Annotated in this window: 22 protein-coding genes; 10 read left to right on the top strand and 12 right to left on the bottom strand. The window is 51.1% G+C overall.

Features of this window, described 5'->3' with window-relative positions; translation table 11 throughout:
- Positions 1–73 precede the first annotated feature (73 nt).
- Positions 74–634 carry a ribosome biogenesis factor YjgA gene (gene yjgA, locus METH5_RS0110335; protein WP_029148438.1) on the bottom strand — a complete coding sequence of 187 codons (561 nt, stop codon included), beginning with the start codon at positions 632–634 and terminating at the stop codon, positions 74–76.
- Between the two features lie 74 nt (positions 635–708).
- Here yjgA and pmbA point away from each other — a divergent pair, with 74 nt between their 5' ends.
- Positions 709–2,031, top strand: a complete 1,323-nt coding sequence (gene pmbA, locus METH5_RS0110330; protein WP_029148437.1) for a metalloprotease PmbA — start codon at positions 709–711, stop codon at positions 2,029–2,031.
- Positions 2,032–2,114: 83 nt separating this feature from the next.
- Here the strand turns inward: pmbA and METH5_RS0110325 are convergent, their stop codons facing one another.
- The 6 genes from METH5_RS0110325 to panC form a co-directional block, all read right to left on the bottom strand.
- Entirely contained in the window at positions 2,115–3,170 is a 1,056-nt protein-coding gene (locus METH5_RS0110325; RefSeq protein ID WP_029148436.1) for a VacJ family lipoprotein, read from the bottom strand.
- Between the two features lie 217 nt (positions 3,171–3,387).
- Positions 3,388–4,821, bottom strand: coding sequence for a deoxyribodipyrimidine photo-lyase (locus tag METH5_RS0110320; protein WP_029148435.1), 1,434 nt, complete (start codon positions 4,819–4,821; stop codon positions 3,388–3,390).
- Positions 4,822–4,823: 2 nt separating this feature from the next.
- Entirely contained in the window at positions 4,824–5,291 is a 468-nt protein-coding gene (gene rlmH / locus METH5_RS0110315; protein ID WP_029148434.1) for a 23S rRNA (pseudouridine(1915)-N(3))-methyltransferase RlmH, read from the bottom strand.
- 54 nt (positions 5,292–5,345) lie between these two features.
- Complete coding sequence (gene rsfS, locus METH5_RS0110310; protein WP_029148433.1) at positions 5,346–5,717, bottom strand: ribosome silencing factor; 372 nt, start codon at positions 5,715–5,717, stop codon at positions 5,346–5,348.
- A gap of 16 nt (positions 5,718–5,733) precedes the next feature.
- Positions 5,734–6,114 carry an aspartate 1-decarboxylase gene (gene panD, locus METH5_RS0110305; RefSeq protein ID WP_029148432.1) on the bottom strand — a complete coding sequence of 127 codons (381 nt, stop codon included), beginning with the start codon at positions 6,112–6,114 and terminating at the stop codon, positions 5,734–5,736.
- A gap of 96 nt (positions 6,115–6,210) precedes the next feature.
- Positions 6,211–7,074 carry a pantoate--beta-alanine ligase gene (panC, locus tag METH5_RS0110300; protein ID WP_029148431.1) on the bottom strand — a complete coding sequence of 288 codons (864 nt, stop codon included), beginning with the start codon at positions 7,072–7,074 and terminating at the stop codon, positions 6,211–6,213.
- A 173-nt stretch (positions 7,075–7,247) separates the two neighbouring features.
- On the opposite strand from panC, the gene mscL reads away from it, so the two are divergent.
- On the top strand, positions 7,248–7,658 hold the full coding sequence (gene mscL, locus METH5_RS0110295; protein ID WP_029148430.1) for a large conductance mechanosensitive channel protein MscL: 411 nt from the start codon (positions 7,248–7,250) through the stop codon (positions 7,656–7,658).
- Positions 7,659–7,740: 82 nt separating this feature from the next.
- On the opposite strand, the gene METH5_RS0110290 is transcribed toward mscL, so the two are convergent.
- Positions 7,741–8,136 (bottom strand): hypothetical protein, encoded by a 396-nt coding sequence (locus METH5_RS0110290; protein ID WP_232411014.1) that lies wholly within the window; start codon positions 8,134–8,136, stop codon positions 7,741–7,743.
- Positions 8,137–8,199: 63 nt separating this feature from the next.
- Positions 8,200–9,060, bottom strand: coding sequence for an HlyC/CorC family transporter (locus METH5_RS0110285; protein ID WP_029148428.1), 861 nt, complete (start codon positions 9,058–9,060; stop codon positions 8,200–8,202).
- A 198-nt stretch (positions 9,061–9,258) separates the two neighbouring features.
- Between METH5_RS0110285 and METH5_RS0110280 the strand changes: the two genes are divergently transcribed.
- On the top strand, positions 9,259–12,897 hold the full coding sequence (locus tag METH5_RS0110280) for a DUF748 domain-containing protein (protein ID WP_029148427.1): 3,639 nt from the start codon (positions 9,259–9,261) through the stop codon (positions 12,895–12,897).
- 49 nt (positions 12,898–12,946) lie between these two features.
- Here METH5_RS0110280 and METH5_RS0110275 read toward each other — a convergent pair whose 3' ends face one another.
- The 3 genes from METH5_RS0110275 to METH5_RS0110265 form a co-directional block, all read right to left on the bottom strand.
- A complete protein-coding gene (locus METH5_RS0110275; RefSeq protein WP_029148426.1) occupies positions 12,947–13,585 on the bottom strand; it encodes a site-2 protease family protein in 639 nt (212 codons plus the stop codon).
- Positions 13,586–13,666: 81 nt separating this feature from the next.
- Positions 13,667–14,278, bottom strand: a complete 612-nt coding sequence (locus tag METH5_RS0110270) for an L-threonylcarbamoyladenylate synthase (protein ID WP_029148425.1) — start codon at positions 14,276–14,278, stop codon at positions 13,667–13,669.
- A 14-nt stretch (positions 14,279–14,292) separates the two neighbouring features.
- A complete protein-coding gene (locus tag METH5_RS0110265) occupies positions 14,293–15,156 on the bottom strand; it encodes a 3',5'-nucleoside bisphosphate phosphatase (RefSeq protein ID WP_029148424.1) in 864 nt (287 codons plus the stop codon).
- Positions 15,157–15,283: 127 nt separating this feature from the next.
- Between METH5_RS0110265 and METH5_RS0110260 the strand changes: the two genes are divergently transcribed.
- The 7 genes from METH5_RS0110260 (at position 15,284) to purL (ending at position 23,558) form a co-directional block, all read left to right on the top strand.
- Positions 15,284–15,829 (top strand): septation protein A, encoded by a 546-nt coding sequence (locus METH5_RS0110260; protein ID WP_029148423.1) that lies wholly within the window; start codon positions 15,284–15,286, stop codon positions 15,827–15,829.
- 16 nt (positions 15,830–15,845) lie between these two features.
- Positions 15,846–16,145 (top strand): YciI family protein, encoded by a 300-nt coding sequence (locus METH5_RS0110255; protein ID WP_029148422.1) that lies wholly within the window; start codon positions 15,846–15,848, stop codon positions 16,143–16,145.
- A 1-nt stretch (position 16,146) separates the two neighbouring features.
- Positions 16,147–16,410, top strand: a complete 264-nt coding sequence (locus METH5_RS0110250; protein ID WP_029148421.1) for a BolA family transcriptional regulator — start codon at positions 16,147–16,149, stop codon at positions 16,408–16,410.
- A 55-nt stretch (positions 16,411–16,465) separates the two neighbouring features.
- On the top strand, positions 16,466–17,275 hold the full coding sequence (locus METH5_RS0110245) for a peptidylprolyl isomerase (protein WP_029148420.1): 810 nt from the start codon (positions 16,466–16,468) through the stop codon (positions 17,273–17,275).
- A 192-nt stretch (positions 17,276–17,467) separates the two neighbouring features.
- Complete coding sequence (locus METH5_RS0110240) at positions 17,468–17,725, top strand: FeoA family protein (RefSeq protein ID WP_029148419.1); 258 nt, start codon at positions 17,468–17,470, stop codon at positions 17,723–17,725.
- Entirely contained in the window at positions 17,722–19,512 is a 1,791-nt protein-coding gene (gene feoB, locus METH5_RS0110235) for a ferrous iron transport protein B (protein ID WP_029148418.1), read from the top strand. The genes METH5_RS0110240 and feoB overlap by 4 nt, the downstream gene beginning before the upstream one ends.
- Positions 19,513–19,646: 134 nt before the next feature.
- A complete protein-coding gene (gene purL / locus METH5_RS0110230; protein WP_029148417.1) occupies positions 19,647–23,558 on the top strand; it encodes a phosphoribosylformylglycinamidine synthase in 3,912 nt (1,303 codons plus the stop codon).
- Positions 23,559–23,619: the final 61 nt, after the last annotated feature.

Genomic DNA, 23,619 nt, shown 5'->3' with positions numbered 1-23,619 from the left:
AATGTGCCATGGTCGCGTGCATGTTTCACGCCTGCCCATTCATTAAGTTTTATTTTTAATTTCACTTATTCGCTCAATCTGCAGCGTCATCACCTTCTGGCAGATCAATCTCCACCGCAGGCTCCTCAGCTACGCCGTTACCTTCCATAATATCGCGGATCATTTTAAATAATTCGCGACTACTTTTTGGCGGTTTACCGGCTGCATGCTCTTTTTGCGCATTACGAATCAAGGTGCGCATTTGCTGCACATTAGTGCGCGGAAACTCGACGATAAACAATTCAATCGCTTTAACATCGTCCAGCATGCGCATACGCCAGCGCTCCATATGATGAAAGCGGGCATTTTCTTCCTGGTGCTTACCATCCCACTTTTGCAACTGCTCAACAATCGGCGCCAGGTCTGTTTCGCGCATCAAGCGGCCTATATATTGCATCTGGCGACGAATAGCACCATTGGCGGTAATTCGTTTGGCTTCAGCAATGGCATCCATCAACGCTTCTTCCAGCTGCAGTTTTTTCAGTTTTTCTTTAGGTAGTGCCACTAATTGGCGGCCTATCTCCTGCGCAGCATCTGCCTCTGCTTTCAATCGGGTTTTACTGGGTTGGGAATCATCAAGGGTTTCAGATGTCATGGTAAAAGCAATCTCTGCCAAATCACGGTATGATAACAGTTTTAACTGCCAAGCAAAAAACAAGCGCGTACAGCATGCAATCGGATCAACTTCAACAAATCGCTCAAGATATTATTCAACTGACACGCAAAGCAGGCGCCAGCAGCGCCGAAGCCGAGGTCAGCTTTGGCACCGGCCAGAACGTGTCGGTCAGGCAAGGCGAGACTGAAAACATTGAATACAATCGCGACAAAGGGTGTTCGGTCACCGTTTACTTTGGCCAGCGAAAAGGCTATGCCAGCACCTCAGACCTGAGCCCGCAAGCCTTGCAAGACACGGTTGAAGCCGCTTGTAATATCGCAAAATATACGGCGCAGGACCCCTTTTGCGGGCTGGCAGATGCCACCTTGATGGCGACTGAGTTCCCGGATTTATCCTTAAATCACCCCTGGCAGATTGATGTTGATGAAGCACTGGCACTGGCCAAGCGCTGTGAGGCGGCGGCGCTCGCCGTCGATACGCGCATCAGCAATAGTGAAGGCGCCAGCATTTATAGCCAGAGCGGCAGCTTTGCTTATGCCAACAGCCATGGCTTTATTGGCGGCTACCCAAGCTCACGCCATAGCATCAGTTGCTCGGTGATTGCCGAAACCGATGGCCTGATGCAACGCGACTACTGGTATAGCAGTGCACGCGATGCGCTAGACCTGGCAACGCCAGAGCAAGTGGGCCAAACGGCAGGCACACGTACCGTCAAGCGCCTGGGCGCGCGCCCGATCAAGACCGGGCAATATCCAGTCTTATTTGAGGCACCGTTGGCGAGTGGCCTGATCGGCACGTTGATCAGCGCCATTTCTGGCGGCAACCTGTACCGAAAATCGTCTTTCTTGCTAGATAGCCTGGGGCAGCCAATCGCCAGCCCACTATTACAAATTGACGAAAACCCGTTTGTGCTTAAAGGCGCCGCCAGCAGTGCTTTTGATAGCGAAGGCGTGGCTTGCCACCCTCGCACACTGGTTGAAAACGGGGTGTTGCAAGGTTATGTGCTGGGCAGCTATTCTGCCCGCAAACTGGGCATGCAATCTACTGGCAATGCGGGTGGCGCGCATAACATTGTAGTGCGCTCGACTGGCCATTCGCTCACGCAGCTATTACAAACCATGGGCACTGGCCTGTTGGTCACCGAGTTGCTTGGGCATGGCATGAACATGGTCACCGGTGACTATTCCAGAGGCGCGGCAGGTTATTGGGTAGAAAACGGTGAGATCATTCATCCGGTGGAAGAAGTCACCATTGCTGGCAATATGAAAGATATGTTGAAAAGCATCGCTGCGATCGGCAATGATACGATTCCGCATAGCTCCAAATTGACTGGCTCGATACTGATAGAACGTATGACCATCGCATCAGCAGAGTAAACACAAGTAGACTAGGCTTGCGCCAAACAAAAAAGGCTTTGCATCATGCAAAGCCTTTTTTTGTTCACTTAAGATGTTGGCGACTATTGCGCTGGCAGTGCTGTGTCCAGGGTCAACAATGTTTCATCAACGCCAGCAACGATGGCTGCGGTTTCATTTTCTACCACAGGCACCTCTTCGAGCGCTGATTGATCAGCCTGCTCCAGCATCGGTGGCAGCGCCTCTGGTGCAAGCTCTGCAGATGCATCCAGCGCGACCGCAGGTTCAGCAACCTCTTCAAGCACTTGCGATTGCAGTTCAGTTGTTACAGGTGCGAGATCTGTTGCTGTAACAGGGGCAGACTCAATCGGCGCTGCAGATTGCAATAACGTCGCATCACTGGTGGCCGGGGTCTGCTCTGAGTGGTTAGGCACATCTTCATCTGCTGGCTCAAACTCGTCTTGCAGCAGATCTTTCGGCACCAGACCATCCTGAATCAGGCTAGCCCGACGTTGCAGATATGCATCACGCATAAAGGCATAAGGGTCAATCGACGCATTGTCTACCAAATCGGTCGCATCAAGCAATTGCGTACGTTTATCCAGCAATTGCACAGCACGCACCTGATTGTGCGCACGGATCTGGCCAGTATTGTGCAAATAGGTGATCGGGTCTGAAGTCACCGTATCAATAAACAGGCCACTGGCATCACGCACGGTACTTGGCCCAATAATCGGCAATACCAAATACGGGCCTGAACCCATGCCCCAGAACCCCAGGGTTTGACCAAAGTCTTCTTGGTGTTTTTCAATTTTGTCCATACCAGCTACATCAATAAAACCAGCAATACCAAAAGTTGAGTTAATCACAAAACGGCCAGCATCTGTAAATGCTTGCGCAAATTTAAGCTGCAACAAGTCATTGACGACAGTTGTCAGCGTACCCAGGTTACTGAAGAAATTACTGATACCAGTCCGTACTGGTGTAGGTGCAACGGCTTTGTAGGCCTTGGCAACAGGTTGCATGGCATAACGGTCCGCCACGTCATTAAATTTATAAATTCCCCGGTTGATGCCTTCGAGTGGGTCTTTGTTGGTTGTAGCACAACCTGAGACACTCACCAAAACGGCAGTCAATACGATCGCTCTCAATGTTTTCATATTTTTCATTATGTTTAGAAGCTATTCAAGCGCATTTAAATGTTGTATCCCCAACACAGCTTGCAGTGTGTTCTTCGCAAATGTGTCATCCCTGTTAACGGAAATCTCTTCTAAAAGCTGAAGGGATCATTGTTAAAAAGTCGGTTAAATTCACCAGCTGGCGCTATTAAAACCTCACCTTAGCACGAAGTGAAACGGTCTTATTCTACATCAAATGTCATCTTTGCTTCACATTATTTTTGTATAACCACAACGCTAATTCGCGCTGTTGTGCATGATCGACCACGGCCACCGGGTAGTCCAGCACTAAGCCTTTGTCAAACAAGCCTTTTTTGCGAAATTTCTCGGCCCACGGCGCATGGATTTGCTGGTCATCGAGGCCACTGAGTTCTGGCACATATTTACGGATAAACCTACCTTGCGGATCAAATTTTTCTGACTGCGCTTGCGGGTTAAAAATCCTGAAATAAGGTTGTGCATCACAACCGGTCGAGGCCGCCCATTGCCAGCCACCATTATTGGCCGCAAAGTCAAAATCAATTAATTTTTCGGCAAAATAACGCTCGCCCCAACGCCAATCGACCAATAAATCCTTGACCAGAAAACTGGCCACCACCATACGCAAACGATTATGCATATAACCGGTTTGGTTTAATTGCCGCATGGCCGCATCCACAATCGGAAAACCGGTGCGCCCTTCGCACCAGGCAGCAAACCAGTCTGCGTCATTAGAAAAAGGCAGCGCCTCATATTCAGGCTTGTATGAACGGCCTTGTTGCAGGTCTTGCCGGTGAAACAGAATCTGAAAATAAAAGTCACGCCAGATGAGTTCACTCAACCAGGTAGCCGCGCCCGCGTTGCCAGCAAGTGAAAGCTGCCAGGCTGCATGTGCCAGTTGGCGAATGGAAATCGTACCGAAGCGCAAATGCACAGAGAGATAAGAAACACCTTTAACCGCCGGGTAATTACGGGCGTCATGATAGTGGTCGATACGCTGCAAAAAATCATCAAACAACTGCTGCGCGCCTGCCATGCCGGTTGGCACACGCAGAGCAGCCAGGTTGGTACGCGCAAAGCCTAGCAACTCTAGTGCTGGCATAGGCTCGGGCGCAACTGGCGCAAGATGCTTGAGATACTTTTTAACCGGGTAAGCCTTTAAATAAAAGGCATTCAATTTAGCTAAATGTGCATTTTTATAAGGGGTGAACACGCCATAGGGCTTGCCGGTTTGCGTCAACACCTCATCTTGCTCAAACAGCACCTGATCCTTAAATAGATGCAGGGTTTGACCCGTTTTAAGCAACGCCTGCGCAACTACGTCATCGCGGGCAATGGCGACTGGCTCGTAATCTTTGTTGGCATAAACGGCGGCCACATTCAGCGTTTGTGCCAAAGCAGGGATTTGTTCTTGCGCGCGGCCATGGCGCACTATGAGATCACCGCCCTGCGCTTGCAATGTCTGCTTGAGTGCATGCACGCTTTCCCAGATAAACTCAAGCCGCCTATCCTGCTTGTCGCTTAAGGCATCCAGAATATCGGTATCAAACACAAAAGCGACAAACACCTGCGTATGCCGCTTTAAGGCGTGATAAAGCGCGGCATGATCATCATCGCGCAAGTCACGACGCAACCAGACCAGGGCATTAGACATAATTACTCTCTGTGATAAGGATGACCGCTTAGAACCGTGTGCGCGCGATAAAGTTGCTCGGCCAGCATCACACGTACCATGCCATGCGGCATGGTTAATTTAGACAGGCTGAACAGCCATTGCGCCTGGGTTTTAAGTTGCGCATGCAAGCCGTCAGCGCCACCAACCACCAAAGACACATCGCGCCCCATCTCCTGCCAGGCTTTCAGTTTTTCTGCCAACTGCAGAGTCGTTACCGCTTGTCCACGCTCATCGAGTGCCACCAGGTAGTCTTTACCGACCACCTCAAGAATGCGCTTGGCCTCTGCCTCCTGCACGACCTCACTATTCTTACCGGCGGCCCGTTTGTCGGGCTTGATTTCAATGATGCGCGTCTCTAGCTCGCGCGGCATACGCTTTAAATATTCTGCGCAGGCAGACTCTACCCAGTCGGGCATTTTATGGCCGACCGAGATAATATTAAGCTTCATTGAAAAACCACACTGGCGATGCGAAAAAATAGCAGCATGGTGTGGGTAGAAAATTTAAGCGGCGGATGCAGTACGGCGAGTCTGTGACTCTGTCCACAGTTGTTCAATATTGTAATAGGCACGCGTGGTAGGCACCATGACATGGACGACAATATCGCCTAAATCGACCAGCACCCACTCCCCCTCTTTCTCGCCCTCAACACCGCGCGCATCAATGCCTTTTTCTTTCAACTTGGCACGCACGTTATCGGCAATCGCCTTGCATTGACGCGTGGAGTTACCACTGGCGACGATCATGTAACTGGTGACCGCCGTCATCCGGCGTACGTCCATCACAGTGATGTCAAAGGCTTTAATATCTTCCAGCGCGTCAACGACGGCCAGTTTCATGTCGTCCAGCGACATGGCATTGATGTTAGTTTGCATAGGTGTATTCAAAATATCAGGCGGCTTGCGCAGGAATATGGTTTTTTTGCTCGACAATGCGATTTTGCGCATCGACGTAAACCAGTTGTGGATGGTAATTGGACAATTCGGCTTCAGTATATTGCGAGTAACTGGCAATAATAATCAAATCATCAGGATTCGCTTTGTGTGCTGCAGCACCATTGACCGAAATCACGCCAGAGTGGCGCTCGGCACGAATGGCATAAGTTGTGAAACGCTCACCATTGTTGATGTTGTAAATCTGGATTTGCTCATATTCATGAATATTGGCGGCTTCCAGCAAGGCTTCATCAATCGCACAGCTGCCCTCATAGTGCAGCTCACTATGCGTCACGCGCACTCGATGCAGCTTTGATTTCAACATGGTTCTTTGCATTGCGTCCCTTAGCTCGAACTTCCGCTTGCGCGGAAAAGGTCGTAATTATAGAGTTATCAATGGCTTAGCGCAAAATAAATTTATCAAAAAACGCATTCAATCACTGCAGACGTTAACTTCACAGTTATCTATCAGCCGGGTATTGCCCAACTTGGCCGCAGCCAGAATCACCCAGTCACGCGTTTGGTCGTCTGGCAAGGTCAACACCTGTTGGCGCCGAATCTCTACATAATCTACCTGCCAACCCTGCTGTTTCAAGGCCAAACGAGATTCGTCACATAAAGCCACATAGTCGCGCCGCCCAGACAGCAAAGCTTGTTTAAGTGCTTGCAGTTGCTGCTGCAACTGTGCAGCCTGTATTTTTTCTGCATCGCTCAAATAGCCATTTCTGGAGCTCATGGCCAGCCCGGATGGCTCACGCGCAGTCTCCCCGGCAATGATATCAATCCCAAAATTAAGCTGTCGCACCAAAGCGCGGATCACCATCAGTTGCTGGTAGTCCTTTTTGCCAAACACCGCTACCTGCGGTTGCACCATATGAAACAGCTTGGCAACCACGGTTGCCACCCCGGCAAAATGCCCAGGGCGACTGGCGCCACATAAGTCATCGGCCAAAGGCGGTGGCTGAATCACCATCTGCTGATGCAAAGACTGGCCATCAAAGTCGGGGTACATCTCCTCAACGGCTGGCGCAAACACCACATCAGCCCCCACCGCTTGCAGCTTGTCGCAATCAGATGCCAGCGTACGCGGATAACTGCCAAAGTCTTCACTGGCGCCAAACTGTAGCGGATTCACAAAGATACTCACCACCACCAGGTCGGCATGCTGCTTGGCCAGTGTCACCAACTGGCAATGCCCTGCATGTAAATTGCCCATGGTTGGCACAAAACCAACGCGCTGATGACCAAGGCTTGCCAAAAATGTGCGCAGCTCGCGCAAGGTATGAAACAACTGCATGCAGACTCTTTGAATTTATTCGTCAAAAACCAGAATGGTCAATATATCACACGGCGCAATGTTCAGGCCTGGCGCGCAAAAGATCGTCAGCCCGACAATTGACAAGCACGTAACTCCGCGCCTATAGTCACCATTTGCAACAATCTACAATAATTAACATCAGGAGTAAGTGTATGAGTGTGATGACCGAGTTTAAGCAGTTTGCGTTAAAGGGCAATGTCATGGATTTGGCGGTGGGTGTCATCATCGGTGGTGCCTTTGGCAAAATCGTTGATTCCATGGTCAACGACATCATCATGCCAGTCATCGGCAGAATATTTGGCGGCTTTGACTTCAGCAACCTCTACCTGCCACTCAACGGCCAATCGGCTGACTTAGCCCTGGCCGAAGCCAAAAAACTCGGCGCAGTATTGGCCTACGGCAACTTCATCACCATTGTGCTTAATTTCGTTATTTTGGCCTTTATCATTTTTCAAATGGTTAAGTTCATGAACAGCCTGAAACAGGCAGAACCCGCCGCGCCAGTAGTCACACCAGAAGACGTTGTGTTGTTACGCGAAATCCGCGACAGCCTGAAAAAGTAATTTTTTAGACCACGGTTAAAAAACACAAGGGCGCTTTAAGCGCCCTTGTGTTTTAAGCATACAAGCTTTTAATCACACCAACTCAAAGGCCTGACGGATCAGGTTGCACTTCATAACTCTGGCCAGCACTGGCGTCAGAGCCATCATTATTTAAAAACACCACCACACTCACTTGGTCATCAATAATATCCAACTCGGTGGTCGGGTAATATGCGCCGCCTGCATCTTTGTTGATATTGTGATAATGCCAGATAGAAGCAACCACGCGCCCGCTATCTTTTAATTTCACATCTTCTGCCCGCGCCGGTTCGCCCAGCAGCGCAATGAGCTGTGCCCGATTAAGCTTGCCTACTGCATTCACAAAGCCTTGTTCATCTTCTGGCAATTTGGCAGGCGTCGCCCCCGCCAACGCAGCACCGCTTAAAGACAAACACACCACCGCTAAGACCCCATTTAACCAAGTTTTGGCGCGCATCATGACTCTCCTTTATTCAGCAATTCAGGCAATCAAAACAACAATAGGTTCAAACCGGCATCCCGCCTACACTGACTCGATCGGGTATGCCTCTTCCGGCAATTGTTCTACCAGTAACACATGCACACGACGGCTGTCTGCATGCACCACAGTCACGCTTAAATTATCAATCCGAATATACTCGCCGCGCTTGGGTAAATGGCCAAAATGATTGACTACCAGGCCACCCACCGTCGAAAACTCTTCGTCGCTAAACTCAGTGCCGATGGCTTCATTAAACTCGGGGATTTCAGTCAAGGCCTTGACGCGATACTTGCCTGGCTCCTGCTGAATAATATTACCTTCGCCTTCGTCATCATCGTATTCATCTTCGATGTCTCCGACAATTTGCTCAAGCACATCTTCAATCGTCACCATGCCTGCCACGCCGCCGTATTCATCGACCACAATGGCGATATGGTTACGGTTGCTGCGAAATTCTTTTAACAATACATTTAATCGCTTGGACTCTGGAATAAACACTGCCGGACGCAGCATGTCGCGCAACTCAAACGACTCGCTGGCGTAATAACGTAATAAATCTTTGGCCAGCAAAATGCCGATCACATCGTTTTTATTATCTTCAATGACGGGAAAACGGGAGTGCGCCGTCTCAATCACAAACGGCAAAAAGCTTTCTGGCGGCTGCGCAATATCAATGACATCCATTTGCGAGCGCGGGATCATAATATCCCGTACCTGCATTTGACTGACTTGCAGCACACCTTCAATCATAGCGAGCGAATCGCTATCCATCAGGTGATTTTCATAAGCCCCATGCAGCAACTCCACCAGTTGCTCTCTATCTTCTGGCTCGCGCAGAAGAAAATGGCTTAATCGTTCTAAAAGTGAGGGTTTGTGAGACAACTTATCCGGCTCTGAAGCCATATATACTGCTGAAAACAGCATCCTGTGTAACGCGTTAACTTAAGCATACATGAAAATGGCAGGCAATGTCACCTTCAAGCCGCTACCCGCCTGACTTATTAAAGACATGGTGCATCGCTGCCTGGGTGAGCAAAGATTTGTTAGCCGCCGACACCAACAAACGATATAAAAGATTTAAATTCTGCTAAATTAACACCTATGTTAAATCGCTTGCCCCCCACCTTACGCCCACTGGCCCAATCACGCATATTCAAGGTGCTTGCCGGGCTCATTGTTTTCTATTTTTTATTTGCCTGGCTCGCCGTCAACCCACTGGCAAAATGGCTGCTGCCGTGGGTGGCAGAAAGCAAACTGGCCAGTCAAGCCAGCGTAGAAAAAGTCACCTTTGACCCGCTACGCCTCACCACCACCATTGATAAATTAGTACTGACCGAAAAAAATGGCGCGCCACTAGCATCATTTGACCGCTTGGTGGTCGACCTTGAAGCCAGCGGCCTGTTTCATTGGGCCTGGAAACTCAAACAGATTGCACTGACAGCGCCGCGCGTCAATGTGCATATTTCCAAGCAAGGTCGCCTTAACTGGGCCGACCTGATCGCAAAACTAAACGAAGACCCTTCGCCACCAAGCCCGGACTTGCCGCGCGTCATCATCGAAAGCATTGTGATTCATCAGGGCAATGTCGATTACAAAGACGCGCAGCACGCAACGCCGCTGCAAGCCTCGATTAAACCGCTGGACTTTGAACTGGAAGGCTTTTCTACCCTACCCAAAGATCGCGGCGACTACCTGATTGCGGCCAAACTGCCTGACCAAGGCGGCACCGTTAAATGGAAGGGCAATGTTGGCGTGAACCCAGTGGCGTCGCAAGGCTCACTGGCGATTGAAGGCCTGCAGATCGCCAAAATCATGCAATGGGTAAATCAGGCCAGCCTGCCGTTGCAAGTGCAAGCCGGGACATTTGCCAGCCAGTTCAATTATGATTTTTCATTGCCGAATCAACAGCCAAAACTGTTAGTCTCGCAGGCCAAACTGCGCGTGAACAGCTTGGCGGCAACGCTGGCACAAGGCGACAAACTCGCCTTAGCGCAGTTGGAGGTTACCGCAAAGCATCTGGCACTGAATCAGCAACCGCATTTATCGGTGACCACAGAAGACATCGGCATTCAACTGGATCAACTCAAGTTACAGAAACCGCACGCTGACCTGTCGCTTGCAACCAGCAGCCTCACCTTACCCAAACTGGTGTTTGAGCAGGATAAACAGGCGCAACTCAAGTTTGACCAACTGCAGCTGAAAATGCAGCAGGCAAAGTTGCAACAGGCGCAGAAAACATTATTTGAGTTACCTGAACTGGTTGTTGACAATGTCAGCCTCAATCTGGCTGAACGTCAGGCCAATATTGAGCACATTCTGCTCGCCAAAGGGCAGCTGTCTGCCACGCAAACAGCAACCGGCCTTGATTGGCAGCAGGCCTTTGCCGAACCGGCTACCACCGCGCCTAGCCCAGAAGCAGTGACAGCAGCAGATGAAAAAGCAAGCGACCCTTTTCACTTTACGATAGGCGAAGTGGCCCTGACACACTGGCAGTTGTCGTACACTGACCAGCAGTTTGCCAAGCCATTGCAAGCCACTGTGGCTGATTTCAATGTGCAATTGGCCGTGGATAACCAAGCGGGCCTGAGCTTGAAAAATATGCAACTGGAGGCTACGCAACTACAGCTGCAAACAGATAAAAAACCAGCTGCGCAGTTGGCCAAACTGGCAGTGAATAATGCCCAATTGGCGCTGGAGCAGCAAAAAGTGGATATTGCCGCGATTCAATTAAGCGGCCTAAAAACGACGGTGATCCGGCAAGTAGACCAACGCTTGAACTGGCAGAGTATATTGTCACCCGCGGCTAACAAACATACGCCAACGACACCGCCAGCCACGACTGCATCAGCGCAAAAAACGCCATGGGCGTTTGCCCTCAAAAAACTGGCGCTACAACAGGCTGACATTCATATTGAGGATCAATCTACACCAACGCCAGTGGTGCTGGATGTCGTAGATGCCAACATAGAAGCCACCGACCTCAGCCAAAACATGGCGCGCTTACTGCCAGTCAAGACTGGCTTCAAGGTCAAGCAAGGCGGGCAATTCAACCTGCATGGCAAGCTGGCAGCGGCCCCGTTTAAAACCGAGCTGCAATGCGCGCTCACTGATTTATCACTCAAACCGTTTGCGCCTTATATTCAGCAAGCCGCGCTATTGCAGCTGGAAAACGGCACAGCCAGTGTGCAGGGCAAGCTACAGCAAACTGCCAGTGGCGCAAGCAAATTTGACGGCGGCTTTAGTGTGAACCAACTCTCAATCATTGAAGAGGCGAGCCGGCAACCGTTTTTACGCTGGGAGAAACTACAAGGCGACGGTTTAGCGCTGTCGCTGGCACCCAACAAGTTGCAATTAAGCACACTGACTTTAAGCAAGCCGCAAACTAAATTTATTATTTACCCTGACCGCAGCCTCAATCTGACCAAGGTGATGCGCCCGCCCGCTGCCAGTGCTACGCCGGCTCCTACGACATCTGCGACCACGGCACCTACTGCTACGTCGTCTGCCGCGAGCAAAGATGCGACAGCGTCCAATGTAGCGGCCGCAGACTTTCCAGTAGGCATTGACACAGTACGCATCAACAATGCCGAGCTGGAGTTTGCCGACTTGTCCTTGCCACAACCGTTTGGCACCAATATTCACAGCTTGGGCGGCGTCATCAACGGTATTTCCAGCAACCCGTCATCCACCGCGCAAGTCGAGCTGGACGGCAAGGTTGATGATTATGGCGCAGCGCGCATCCGCGGTGCGCTGCAACCTTTTAAAACCACAGAATTTACCGATATTAAACTGGCATTCACTAATCTGGAAATGAATCGCCTGACACCTTACTCAGGCAAATTTGCCGGCCGAAAAATCGAATCTGGCAAGCTGTCTGTTGACCTGGAATATAAAATCAAACAGCGCAAACTGGCTGGTGAAAACAAGTTTGTGATTCACAAGCTGACACTGGGCGAAAAAGTCGACAGCAAAGACGCCCCCAACCTGCCGTTAGACTTGGCGATTGCGATTCTGGAAGACAGTGATGGCGTAATCGACCTTGATTTACCCGTCAGCGGCAGCCTGGATGACCCCAAATTTAGCGTGGGTGGCATTTTGTGGAAAGCCTTTACCAATGTATTAACCAAAATTGTGACCGCCCCCTTCAGCGCACTGGGCAAGCTGTTTGGCGGCAGTGACAAACTGGAGGCGATTGTATTTGACCCGGGCAACACTGCAATTTTGCCACCGGAACTGGAGAAGCTGCATGCCGTGAGCACCGCACTCGGCAAGCGCCAGCAACTGGCACTGGGAATCGTGCCTGGCTACGATGTGGCTGCGGATACGCGTGCGATTCAGGAAACCACTTTACGCAAACAAGTGGCCGAAGAAACCGGTGTGCGCCTAGAGGCAGGCCAAGCGCCGGGGCCGATTGACCTGAACAACCCCAAGGTGCAGTCGGCAATACAAACCCTGCATGACCGCTTAACCAATAAAGGCCTGCTCAAACGGTTGGCGGCCAAGCTTGAAAAAGCGCCGGAAGGTTTTTACCTGCAGGCACAAGAAGCATTAACAACCAGCATTCAAGTCACCGATGCTGAGTTGCAAACCTTAGCCAAAGCACGCGCAGCCGCGATTCAAAAAGTGCTGCTAGATGCAGGGGTGAGCGCAGAAAGAGTCACGATCACCAACCCTGCCACGATGAAAGCTGACCGAGCACAGGTGCCAACCAAGCTCACGCTGGATGCCATTAAACACTAGGCGTATGTAAACAACCATCCAGCCACTCAACGAGTGCCTGGATGGCAAACTACATGACCAGCACCGTTAATAACTGCTGAAAAAAGCGCAGCACCGGCGTCAATAACACGCCCAAAACGCCAGTAAACAGCAAGGCAATCAAAACCAGCATGCCATAACGCTCTATCTGCGCAAATTTAATCGCTGCTTTCATGGGCAACAGGCTAACGGCAATACGGCCGCCATCCAATGGTGGTAACGGGAACAAATTTAACACCAGCAACACCAGGTTAATCTGAACACCCGCCAGGCTCATTTGCGCCAGAAAAGCTTGTGCTGACTCAGGAAATACCGCCACCCGCGCCAGCAGCAGCCCCCAAAAAATCGCCATGACAAAATTGGATGCCGGACCGGCCAATGCGACCCACAACATATCTTGTTTAGGACGACGCAGTTGGCCAAAATTAACGGGCACCGGTTTGGCCCAGCCAAAAAGCACGCCGCCTAACATAATGCTGAGAGCAGGCAGCAAAATAGTGCCGATCGGGTCAATATGCTTAAACGGATTTAAAGTGATTCTACCCATGCGCTCAGCAGTCAGGTCCCCAAAAAACTTGGCGGCATAGCCATGTGCGGCTTCGTGCACTGTGATTGCAAATAAAATTGGCAAGGCATAAGCCGCTATTTTTTGTACGACAGTGAGTTCCATTTAATACTTCCAGCGCATTCAATACTTCAATCTTAAAGTGTCACCGCGGTAAAAGGGCGCACTCATTTACGTTTCAACACATTAAGGCCATGGCGCAACGCCCGCCCGCACCAGCTCCGGCGGGTCCTGCGTTAAATCGAGCACCGTCGTGGCACCCACATGCACAATATCACTGTCGATCACCGCATCAATCTGATGCTCCAGTGCTTCACGGATCTCCCAACCGACTGACATCGGGGCTTCGTCACCCGGCAGCTGCAGGGTCATGCTGAGTAAGGGCGAGTCCAGCGATTCTAGCAAGGCTTGCGTGACCACGTGTTTGGGCACCCGCAAGCCGATGGTGCTGCGCTTGGGGTGCTGCAAGCGACGCGGCACTTCGCGACTGGCCTCGAGCAAAAAGGTGTACGCCCCCGGCGTCATGGCTTTAAGCAAGCGAAACTGGCTGTTATTGACTTTGGCATAGGTGCCAATCTCGGCCAGATCACGACAAATCAGGGTAAACGGATGCTCATCATCGACGCCACGCAAGCGGCGGATACGTGTTTGCGCGTCTTTAAATTCCATCAGGCACACCAGTGCATAACTTGAGTCAGTGGGGCATGCCAGCACGCCACCCTGCTTTAATAGCTGCGCCGCCTGCTGGATTAATCTGGCTTGCGGATTTTCTGCATGAATCACAAAATACTGTGCCATAACTCAAAGACTCTCTAATTCGCCAGTGATGTCAACTGGCTGGCCTCCGGCCAGTCTTGCCAAACTGGCACACAACCGGCTGGCAACGCTGGCAAGCGGCCCATATCCATATAAGACATGCCAGGGCCGTGGTAATCAGAGCCTTGCGATGCTTTTAAATCAAAACGATGCGCCAGTTTGGCAAACTGCTCATACTGCGGCGGTTGATGACTACCAGTCACCACTTCAATCGCGGCCCCGCCCAGGTTTCTGAATTCATTTAATAGTAGATGCATATTCACAAAACCCAGGTCATAGCGGCCAGGATGCGCCAATACTGCCACACCACCACTGTCACGAATCAGCATCAATGCCTCTTCCAGGCTCATCCACTCATGATTGACATAGCCGGGTTTGCCTTTAACCATATATTTTTTAAACACAGACTTGACGTTTTTTGCATGCCCGTGCTTCACCATAAACTGGGCAAAATGGCTGCGCGTCATCACGCTGTTACCTGAAAGCTCACGCGCGCCCTCGTAGGCATTTGCGATACCCGCTTTCGCCAGGCCTTCGGCAATTTGTCTGGCGCGAGCATCACGCCCCTCGCGCACTTTGGCAAACGCGGCCAACAAAGCCGGATTTTGCGGGTCCACACGCAAGCCCACAATATGCAGGGTACGCTTTCGCCAGGTCACCGAAATTTCAACGCCATCAATAAAAGACAAACCCTGCTGCTCGGCCGCCGCACGCGCACGTGCCAACCCGCATACTTCATCATGATCGGTCAGTGCCAACACCCTTACACCCTTGCTCGCAGCATGCGCAACCAGGTCTTCAGGCGTGAGTAATCCATCGGACATGGTGGAGTGGCAATGTAAATCAATAGGGACAGACATGATGAATATGGGGGCGCCGTTTGAATAAAAAGATGAATGTCTAAGCGACTAACTTTACATTTTGACAGAAATCATAGCAAAATAGTGCCCTCACAGATAGCAGGAACTCAGTCACCTGAGACCACGCATGCAAGTCATTACCGATTTACTCCCCGTCATCCTCTTTTTTATTGCCTATAAAAAAGCGGGTATTTTTACCGCAACTGCAGTCGCCATGATCAGCACCCTGGTGTTGATGCTGATACTCTGGATCAAACGCGGCAAGATAGACAAAATGCTCATGATCAACGGTGCGGTGATTACGGTGCTGGGCGGCATCACGTTATTACTGCACGACAAAACCTATATCATGTGGAAGCCGACAGCGATCTACTGGATAGGTGCGCTAGTACTGTTATTTAGTCGCTATGCACTCAAACGCAACCTGATCGAAAACATGCTGGGCAAAATGATGGCGCCACCTGCGGCCATCTGGGATACCTTAAACCTGTGCTGGATTGCCTTTTTGGTCGGCATGGGCATCCTTAATCTTTATGTTGCTTTTCACTTTAATGAAGATGACTGGGTCAACTTCAAACTGTTTGGCGCGACCAGTCTGATGTTTATCTTTATTATTGTGCAAGTGTTTGCTTTAAAAGAACATTGGATTGAACAAAACACGCCTTCTGCCTGACTAAGAGAAAACCATCATGCTTTATATGATCTACGCACAAGACACTGCCAACAGCTTGCCACTAAGGCAAGCCCATCGTCCACCGCATCTGGCGCGTCTGCAACAATTACAAAACGAAGGACGTTTGTTACTGGCTGGCCCATTGCCCGCCATTGACAGTGTAGACCCGGGAGAGGCTGGTTTTAGCGGCAGCCTGATTGTGGCTGAATTCGATTCTTTACAGGCAGCGACCGACTGGGCCAACGATGACCCTTTCGTGCATGCGGGCGTCTATGGCAAAGTAGAAGTTAAACCATTTAGAAAGACCTTGCCATAACATGTTAAAAGCAGAAATCGAGCAACGTTTACAGGCGCTGGCGCCCGCACTGCTCGAAATACAAGATGATAGCGAACTGCATCGCGGACATGCAGGAAACACGGGCGGCGGGCATTTCACCATCACGGTAAAAAGCTCGCTATTTTCAGGAAAATCACAGATAATGCGCCATCGCATGGTCTATCAATGCTTGCAAGATTTAATGCCTCATCGCATACACGCGCTCAGTATTCAGGCCTTTTCGACTGATGAGTCATTTATTTGAAACAATTCTGTTTTTTAATATCGCACTAATTCAAATCGTTATATAAGGATATTGCATGAAATTTTTGAAAGTAATGTTGGCGATTGCTTGCTTAAGCGCACTGCCACATGTATACGCGGCTGATGCCGATGCTATTGCCACAGTCAATGGCAAGCCGATTAAAAAAACCTGGGTAGACTTTATCTTACGTGATGCCGAAGCACGTACTGGCCAGAAAGCCAACGATGGCATGAAAGCAGCCGTGGTCAACGAATTGATTGGCTCTGAGCTGGCTTATCAAGAAGCCCAAAAAGCAGGCATCGACAAATTGCCAGACTTTATTGCAAGCGAAGAGCTGGCCCGTCGCAAATTACTGGTTAATGCGTTTTTGGCTGATTTCATCAAGAAAAATCCTGTGACCGACGCCGAGAAAAAAGAAGGCTACGAGCAGTATAAAAAAGAGCTGGGCGACAAAGAGTACAACGCTCGCCACATTTTGGTTAAAACTGAAGCAGAAGCCAAAACGATTATTGCCGACCTGAAAAAAGGCACTGACTTTGCTAAAATTGCCAAAGAAAAATCACAAGATCCAGGCTCTAAAGACAAAGGTGGCGACTTGGGCTGGTTCTCTCCGGCTGGCATGGTAAGACCATTTGCTGATGCGCTGGTTGGTTTGAAAAAAGGCGAAACAACGCCTGAGCCTGTACAGTCACAATTCGGCTGGCATGTGATCAAACTGGTTGATACTCGTGCATTGCAAGCCCCGCCTTATGAAAAAGTACAAGAAGGCATTGAGCGCACACTGCAGCAACGCAAACTTGAAAAATACATGCTGGGCCTGAAAGACAAAGCTAAAATTGATGTTAGCGGCGTCGAGAAGAAGTAATCAAACGCCCAATGACAGCTAACCAGCTGCGCCCTAATAAAAAAGCCAGTTCAGACTGGCTTTTTTATTATTTAGGCATCATGCCAGCATTGCCTCATCGCACATGCCAAGTACAGAGAATCATTTCTTTGACTGGCAATCTAAGCTAAAATTAAGCCTTAGATAAAATCAAGAATTATTCTCATTTATACCATGTCCATGCATCTTGACGCCCTAAAACCCGGCCAGACTGCCATCATTGATAGCATCCATGCTGAGCAAGCCCTATCACAACGATTGGGCGCGCTGGGGTTCCGGTCTGGCAAACAGCTGGAGATCATCCGCCAAGCTGCATTTAACGGCCCATTGCATGTACGCATTGGCTCGACAGACGTCATCATCCGCCTGCAGGATGCCAAAGCCATCCAAGTCCGCTTACTCTCCAACCAGACAGAATCCCTCACCGCATGAAACGTGTTGCCTTACTCGGAATGCCCAACACGGGCAAATCCACTCTGTTCAATCGTTTAAGCGGCGCCTCCGCCCGCGTGGGTAATTGGCCAGGCATCACGGTAGACTTAATGAGCGCAAAAATCCTGCTCGGTGGCCATATTGCCGAGTTGGTCGATTTGCCTGGCTTGTATGATTTGCATGGTTTTTCTGATGACGAGCATGTTGTCCGCCATTTTTTAAGCCATCATCCAGTTGACCTGGTACTGATTATCTTAAACAGCGCCCAGATTGATCGCCAGTTATCGCTCGCCTTGCAAATTCGCGCGCTGGGCTTACCTGCTGTGTTGTTGCTTAACATGGAAGATGAGGCCAAACGTGCAGGCATCACGATAGACGCGCAAGCCATGAGCAAACAGCTAGGCTTGCCAGTGCGCACCATTAGCGCCAAATATGGCCAAGGCTGCCCTGATGCGTTGCAGCTGGCGGCACAAACCATTTTGCAGCAACCCAACCTGGTCACGCCAGCAACGATTGCTGGCAAGTTGGAAATGGATAATGTCATCGAACAGGAAATGCATCAGATTATTGATAAAACGGTGCATTTTCCCCTTCAGCTGAATCACACGTTAACCGACCGCCTGGACCGCGTGCTATTGCACCCATGGTTGGGACTGCCCTTGTTCTTGCTCTCGGTCTTTTTGCTGTTTCAGTTTATTTTTACCGTAGGCGCCCCACTACAAGAAGGCATGGCCTGGCTGTTTGACAGCATGCGCAGCACATTACTAGAACCAGCATTGGCAAGCTTGCCAGGCTGGTTAAATGGCTTGCTACTCGACGGCCTCTATACCGGCTTTAGCACCGTAGCGGCGTTTGTGCCGATTATTGTGTTGTTCTTTTTGGTCATGAGTATGGTCGAAGACAGTGGCTACTTGTCGCGCGCCGCCTTTCTCATGGACACCCTGATGGCGAAAATGGGCCTGGATGGCCGTGGCTTTGTCATGATGCTGATGGGCTTTGGCTGTAATGTACCGGCCTTGATGGGCACGCGCGTGATGCGTAGCCGCCCCATGCGCTTACTCACCATGCTCACCATCCCGCTCTCGCTCTGCTCAGCCAGATTACAGGTGTTTCTATTTATCATTGCTATTTTGTTCCCACCCTCGCAAGCAGCGCTGGTGCTGTTTTCGCTTTACCTGGTCAGCTTCGCCACCATTTTTATCACGGCCATTTTGTTTAAAGGCAAATTTGCCAGCCGTGAGCCGTTTGTGCTGGAATTACCGCCCTACCGCTTTCCCACGCCGCAACAAATCTGGATGCGCGGCTGGCAAGAGGTCAAACATTTTTTAGCACGGGCCACCAAGTTTATTGTGATTGGCGTGGTCATGGTGTGGCTGCTTACCCACTTGCCCACCACGGCAGTACCTGCCAGCGCAGAGACCTGGGCAGGCAGCATAGGCCGCTTTTTTGCCCCCGTGCTGGACCCGATTGGTATTGATACCCAACTGGCGATTGCCTTGATTTTTGGTTTTGTCGCCAAAGAAATCGTCGTCGGCTCACTGGCCGTGATTTACGGTTTACAAGGCGATGCGCTCAGCCACCAGATTGCGGCCAATATCGACTGGGTGCAAGGCATGAGTTTTATGCTGTTTACGCTGATTTATACGCCCTGCCTGTCCACTATCGCGACGCTCAAATCTGAAAGTAAAAGCAGCGGCTTTATGTGGCTGTCACTTGGCTGGTCATTGGCACTGGCCTGGCTGGTGAGCTTTATGTTTTACCAGAGCGCCCGCGCGCTGGGATACTAGGGCATTAACCACACACATTAAACGGCCACCTGCGTGTGGCCGTTTTTTCATCAGGGATTCGATTAGCCCTGCCAGAGCACGCGCTTTCTGTTAAAATAACGGTTTGAATTTTCATTGAAAAATCCAACCGTCACATGTCCAGTCAAGCGCATTTTTTTAGTCTGCGCGGCAGCGCCGCCCTCTCGCAATTCCGTCTCGATAAGCTGTATAGCGCCCTCAAGGTCAGCGCACCGAATATCGCCCACATTTATGCCGAATTTGTGCATTTCGCTTTTAGCGAAACCGCCCTGAGTAGTGCCGAGCAAGAGACCTTGCGCCAGATTTTGACCTACGGCCCGAAAACCGAGATTGAATCACCAAGTGGTGAGCTGCTGCTGGTGACGCCACGCATAGGCACCATTTCGCCCTGGGCCTCACGCGCCACCGACATTACACACAACTGTGGCCTGAGCAGCTTGTTGCGGCTGGAACGCGGCATTGCTTACTATGTGACCACACACAACGGTCAGCCACTGTCAGACAGTGAAAAGCAGGCCTTGCGTGCCGTCATTCAAGACCGCATGACAGAAACCGTGATTGGCAGCCTGGCCGCCGCTGAAAAACTGTATCACCATGCTGACCCGAAACCCCTGTCCAGCGTCGATATTCTGGCCGGTGGCAAAGCCGCGCTGGAAGCCGCCAACAGCGACATGGGCCTTGCACTGTCGCCTGACGAAGTCGACTACCTGCTGGAAAACTACAACAAAATGGGCCGCAACCCGACGGACGTTGAGTTGATGATGTTTGCCCAGGCCAACTCCGAGCACTGCCGCCACAAGATTTTCAACGCCGACTGGGTGATCGACGGCGTGCAGCAAGAGCTGTCGCTGTTTAACATGATCCGCAATACGCACAAGTTGAACCCTGGTCACACAGTAGTGGCTTATTCGGACAACTCTTCGATTGTGCAAGGCCAGAAAACCAAGCGCTTTTACCCAGCTGCTGACCAAAGCTACCAGTTTGTCGAAGACAATATGCACTACCTGATGAAGGTAGAAACGCACAACCACCCAACGGCCATTTCACCCTTTGCCGGAGCTGCCACCGGGGCTGGTGGCGAGATTCGTGATGAAGGTGCCACCGGTATCGGCTCCAAGCCGAAAGCAGGGTTGGCCGGTTTCTCAGTCTCCAACCTCAACCTGCCAGATTTCACCCAACCCTGGGAAGAACACTACGGCAAGCCTGGCCGCATCGCCAGCGCCTTGCAAATCATGATCGATGGCCCACTCGGTGGCGCCGCCTATAACAATGAATTTGGCCGCCCTAACATTGCCGGTTATTTCCGTACCTTTGAGCTGGCAACGACTACCACCGACGGCCAATCCGAGGTTCGCGGCTATCACAAGCCGATTATGCTAGCAGGGGGTGTTGGTAACATTTCTGACAGTCATAGCTTTAAAAACAGTATTCCTGCCGGCTCAGCCCTGATTCAACTCGGTGGCCCGGCCATGCTGATTGGCCTTGGCGGCGGTGCGGCCTCCAGCATGGATACTGGCGCTAACACTGAAAACCTGGATTTTGACTCTGTGCAACGTGGCAACCCTGAGCTGCAACGCCGTGCACAAGAAGTGATTGACCGTTGCTGGCAAATGGCTGACAAAAACCCGATTTTAAGCATCCATGACGTCGGTGCCGGTGGTATTTCCAATGCGTTCCCTGAGCTGGTCAACGACGCCAAAGTTGGCGCTGTGTTCCAGCTGCGTGATGTACACAACGAAGAACCTGGCATGAGCCCGCGCGAATTGTGGAGCAACGAAGCGCAAGAGCGTTACGTACTCGCCGTCACGCAAGACCAGTTGCCATTATTTGAAGCGATTTGTGAGCGCGAGCGCTGCCCGTTTGCCGTGGTTGGTGTGACCACTGAAGAACGCCACTTAACGGTTGAAGACACACACTTTGCCAACAAACCAGTCGATATGGAACTCTCCGTATTGCTGGGCAAGCCACCTAAAATGCTCCGCGACGTCAAATCCGTAGCAAAATCATTGCCTGCGTTTGATACCAGCAAGATAGACCTGAACGATGCCGTGGCACGCGTACTGCGTTTGCCGGGTGTAGCGGATAAAACCTTCCTGATCACCATTGGTGACCGCAGCGTCACCGGCCTCATTGCGCGTGACCAGATGGTCGGCCCATGGCAAGTGCCTGTCAGCAATGTGGCGGTGACTTGTGCTGGTTTTGAAACCAACGTTGGTGAAGCCTTTGCCATTGGTGAAAAAGCCCCATTGGCGCTGATCGATGCGCCCGCCTCTGGCCGCATGGCGATTGGCGAAGCCATTACCAATATTGCCGCCGCCTCAATCAGCAACATAGGCAACCTCAAGTTGTCTGCCAACTGGATGGCCCCTGCTGGCCATGCTGGTGAAGATGCAGCTTTGTATGCCACTGTTAAAACTGTGGGCATGGAGCTGTGCCCGGCGCTGGGTATCAGCATCCCGGTCGGCAAAGACTCGATGAGCATGAAAACCGTGTGGCAAGATAACGGCGAAAACAAAGCCGTCACAGCGCCGATTTCACTGGTAATTTCAGCGTTTGCCAACACACAAGATGTACGCAAAACACTGACGCCGCAATTGCGCACCGACTTAGGCGACAGCGAATTAATTTTGATCGACCTCGGCAATGGCCACAACCGCATGGGTGGCTCGGCGCTGGCGCAAGTTTATAAACAGCTTGGTAATACGGTGCCCGATGTCGACCAGCCGGCGCAATTGAAAGCGTTTTTTGAGGCGATCCAGCAACTGAATACCGATGGCAAATTATTGGCCTACCATGACCGCTCAGACGGCGGCCTCTATGTCACATTGGTTGAAATGGCGTTTGCTGGCCATTGTGGCCTCACTGTTGACTTGTCTGGCCTGACTGGCGACAACCTCAGCACCCTGTTTAACGAAGAGTTGGGTGCGGTGGTACAAGTGCGTGCCGCTGATGCTGCTGCCATCGCTAACCAGTTGCAACAAGCGCTGGGCACCTGTGTACACCGTATCGGCCAGGTCAATGCAGGCCATGACATTACCATTGCACAAGGCAACTCACGCTACCAAGCGTCTCGCATTGACTTGCACCGTATGTGGTCTGAAACCACCTACCGTATGCAAAGCCTGCGTGATAACCCGGCCTGTGCGCAACAAGAATACGACCGCATCCTCAATGCTGACGATGCAGGTTTGCATGCTGCGCTCACATTTGATTTGAACGACAATATTGCTGCGCCGTATATCAACACCGGCAAACGCCCGAACATGGCTATTTTGCGTGAGCAAGGCGTCAACGGCCAGACAGAAATGGCCGCCGCATTTGACCGCGCAGGCTTTAACAGCGTCGACGTGCATATGAGTGATGTCATCAGCGGCCGTGTGTCGCTCAAAGACTTTGCAGGCCTGGTGGCTTGTGGTGGATTCTCTTACGGCGACGTACTGGGTGCAGGCGAAGGCTGGGCCAAGTCAATTTTATTTAACAGCCGTGCCCGTGACGAATTCAGTGCGTTCTTTAACCGCGCAGATACGTTTGCGCTAGGCGTGTGCAATGGTTGCCAGATGATGAGCAACCTGCATAGCATTATTCCGGGCGCTGAGCACTGGCCACATTTTGTGCGCAACAAGTCTGAGCAGTTTGAAGCGCGTGTGGCGCTGGTTGAGATTCTGTCCTCGCCATCTATCTTTTTTGACGGCATGGCTGGTAGCCGGATGCCGATTGCAGTGGCACATGGTGAAGGTTTTACGGAATTTACTGATGCCAGCGCTGTCACAAGTGTGCTACAACAGCAACTGGCAACTGTGCGCTATGTGAATCATGCTGCGCAAGCGACCGAGGTCTACCCGTTTAACCCGAATGGCTCACCACAGGGTTTGACTGGTTTCACCACGCAAGACGGCCGTTTCAGCATCATGATGCCGCACCCGGAACGTGTGTTTAGAACGGTTCAGCACTCCTGGCACCCTGACGAGTGGCAAGAAGACGGTCCGTGGATGCGCATGTTCCGTAACGCACGCAAGTTTGTGGCGTAAGCGAAACCAAGCGCAAGACCAATGAGTTTCGCAGCAAAACAACGTTGTTATTTTTAAAAAT

Source organism: Methylophilus sp. 5 (assembly GCF_000515275.1).
In the GTDB taxonomy this organism is placed as follows: domain Bacteria; phylum Pseudomonadota; class Gammaproteobacteria; order Burkholderiales; family Methylophilaceae; genus Methylophilus.
Note: the sequence above shows the minus strand (reverse complement) of the source record. Positions and strands in the feature narration are given on the sequence as shown.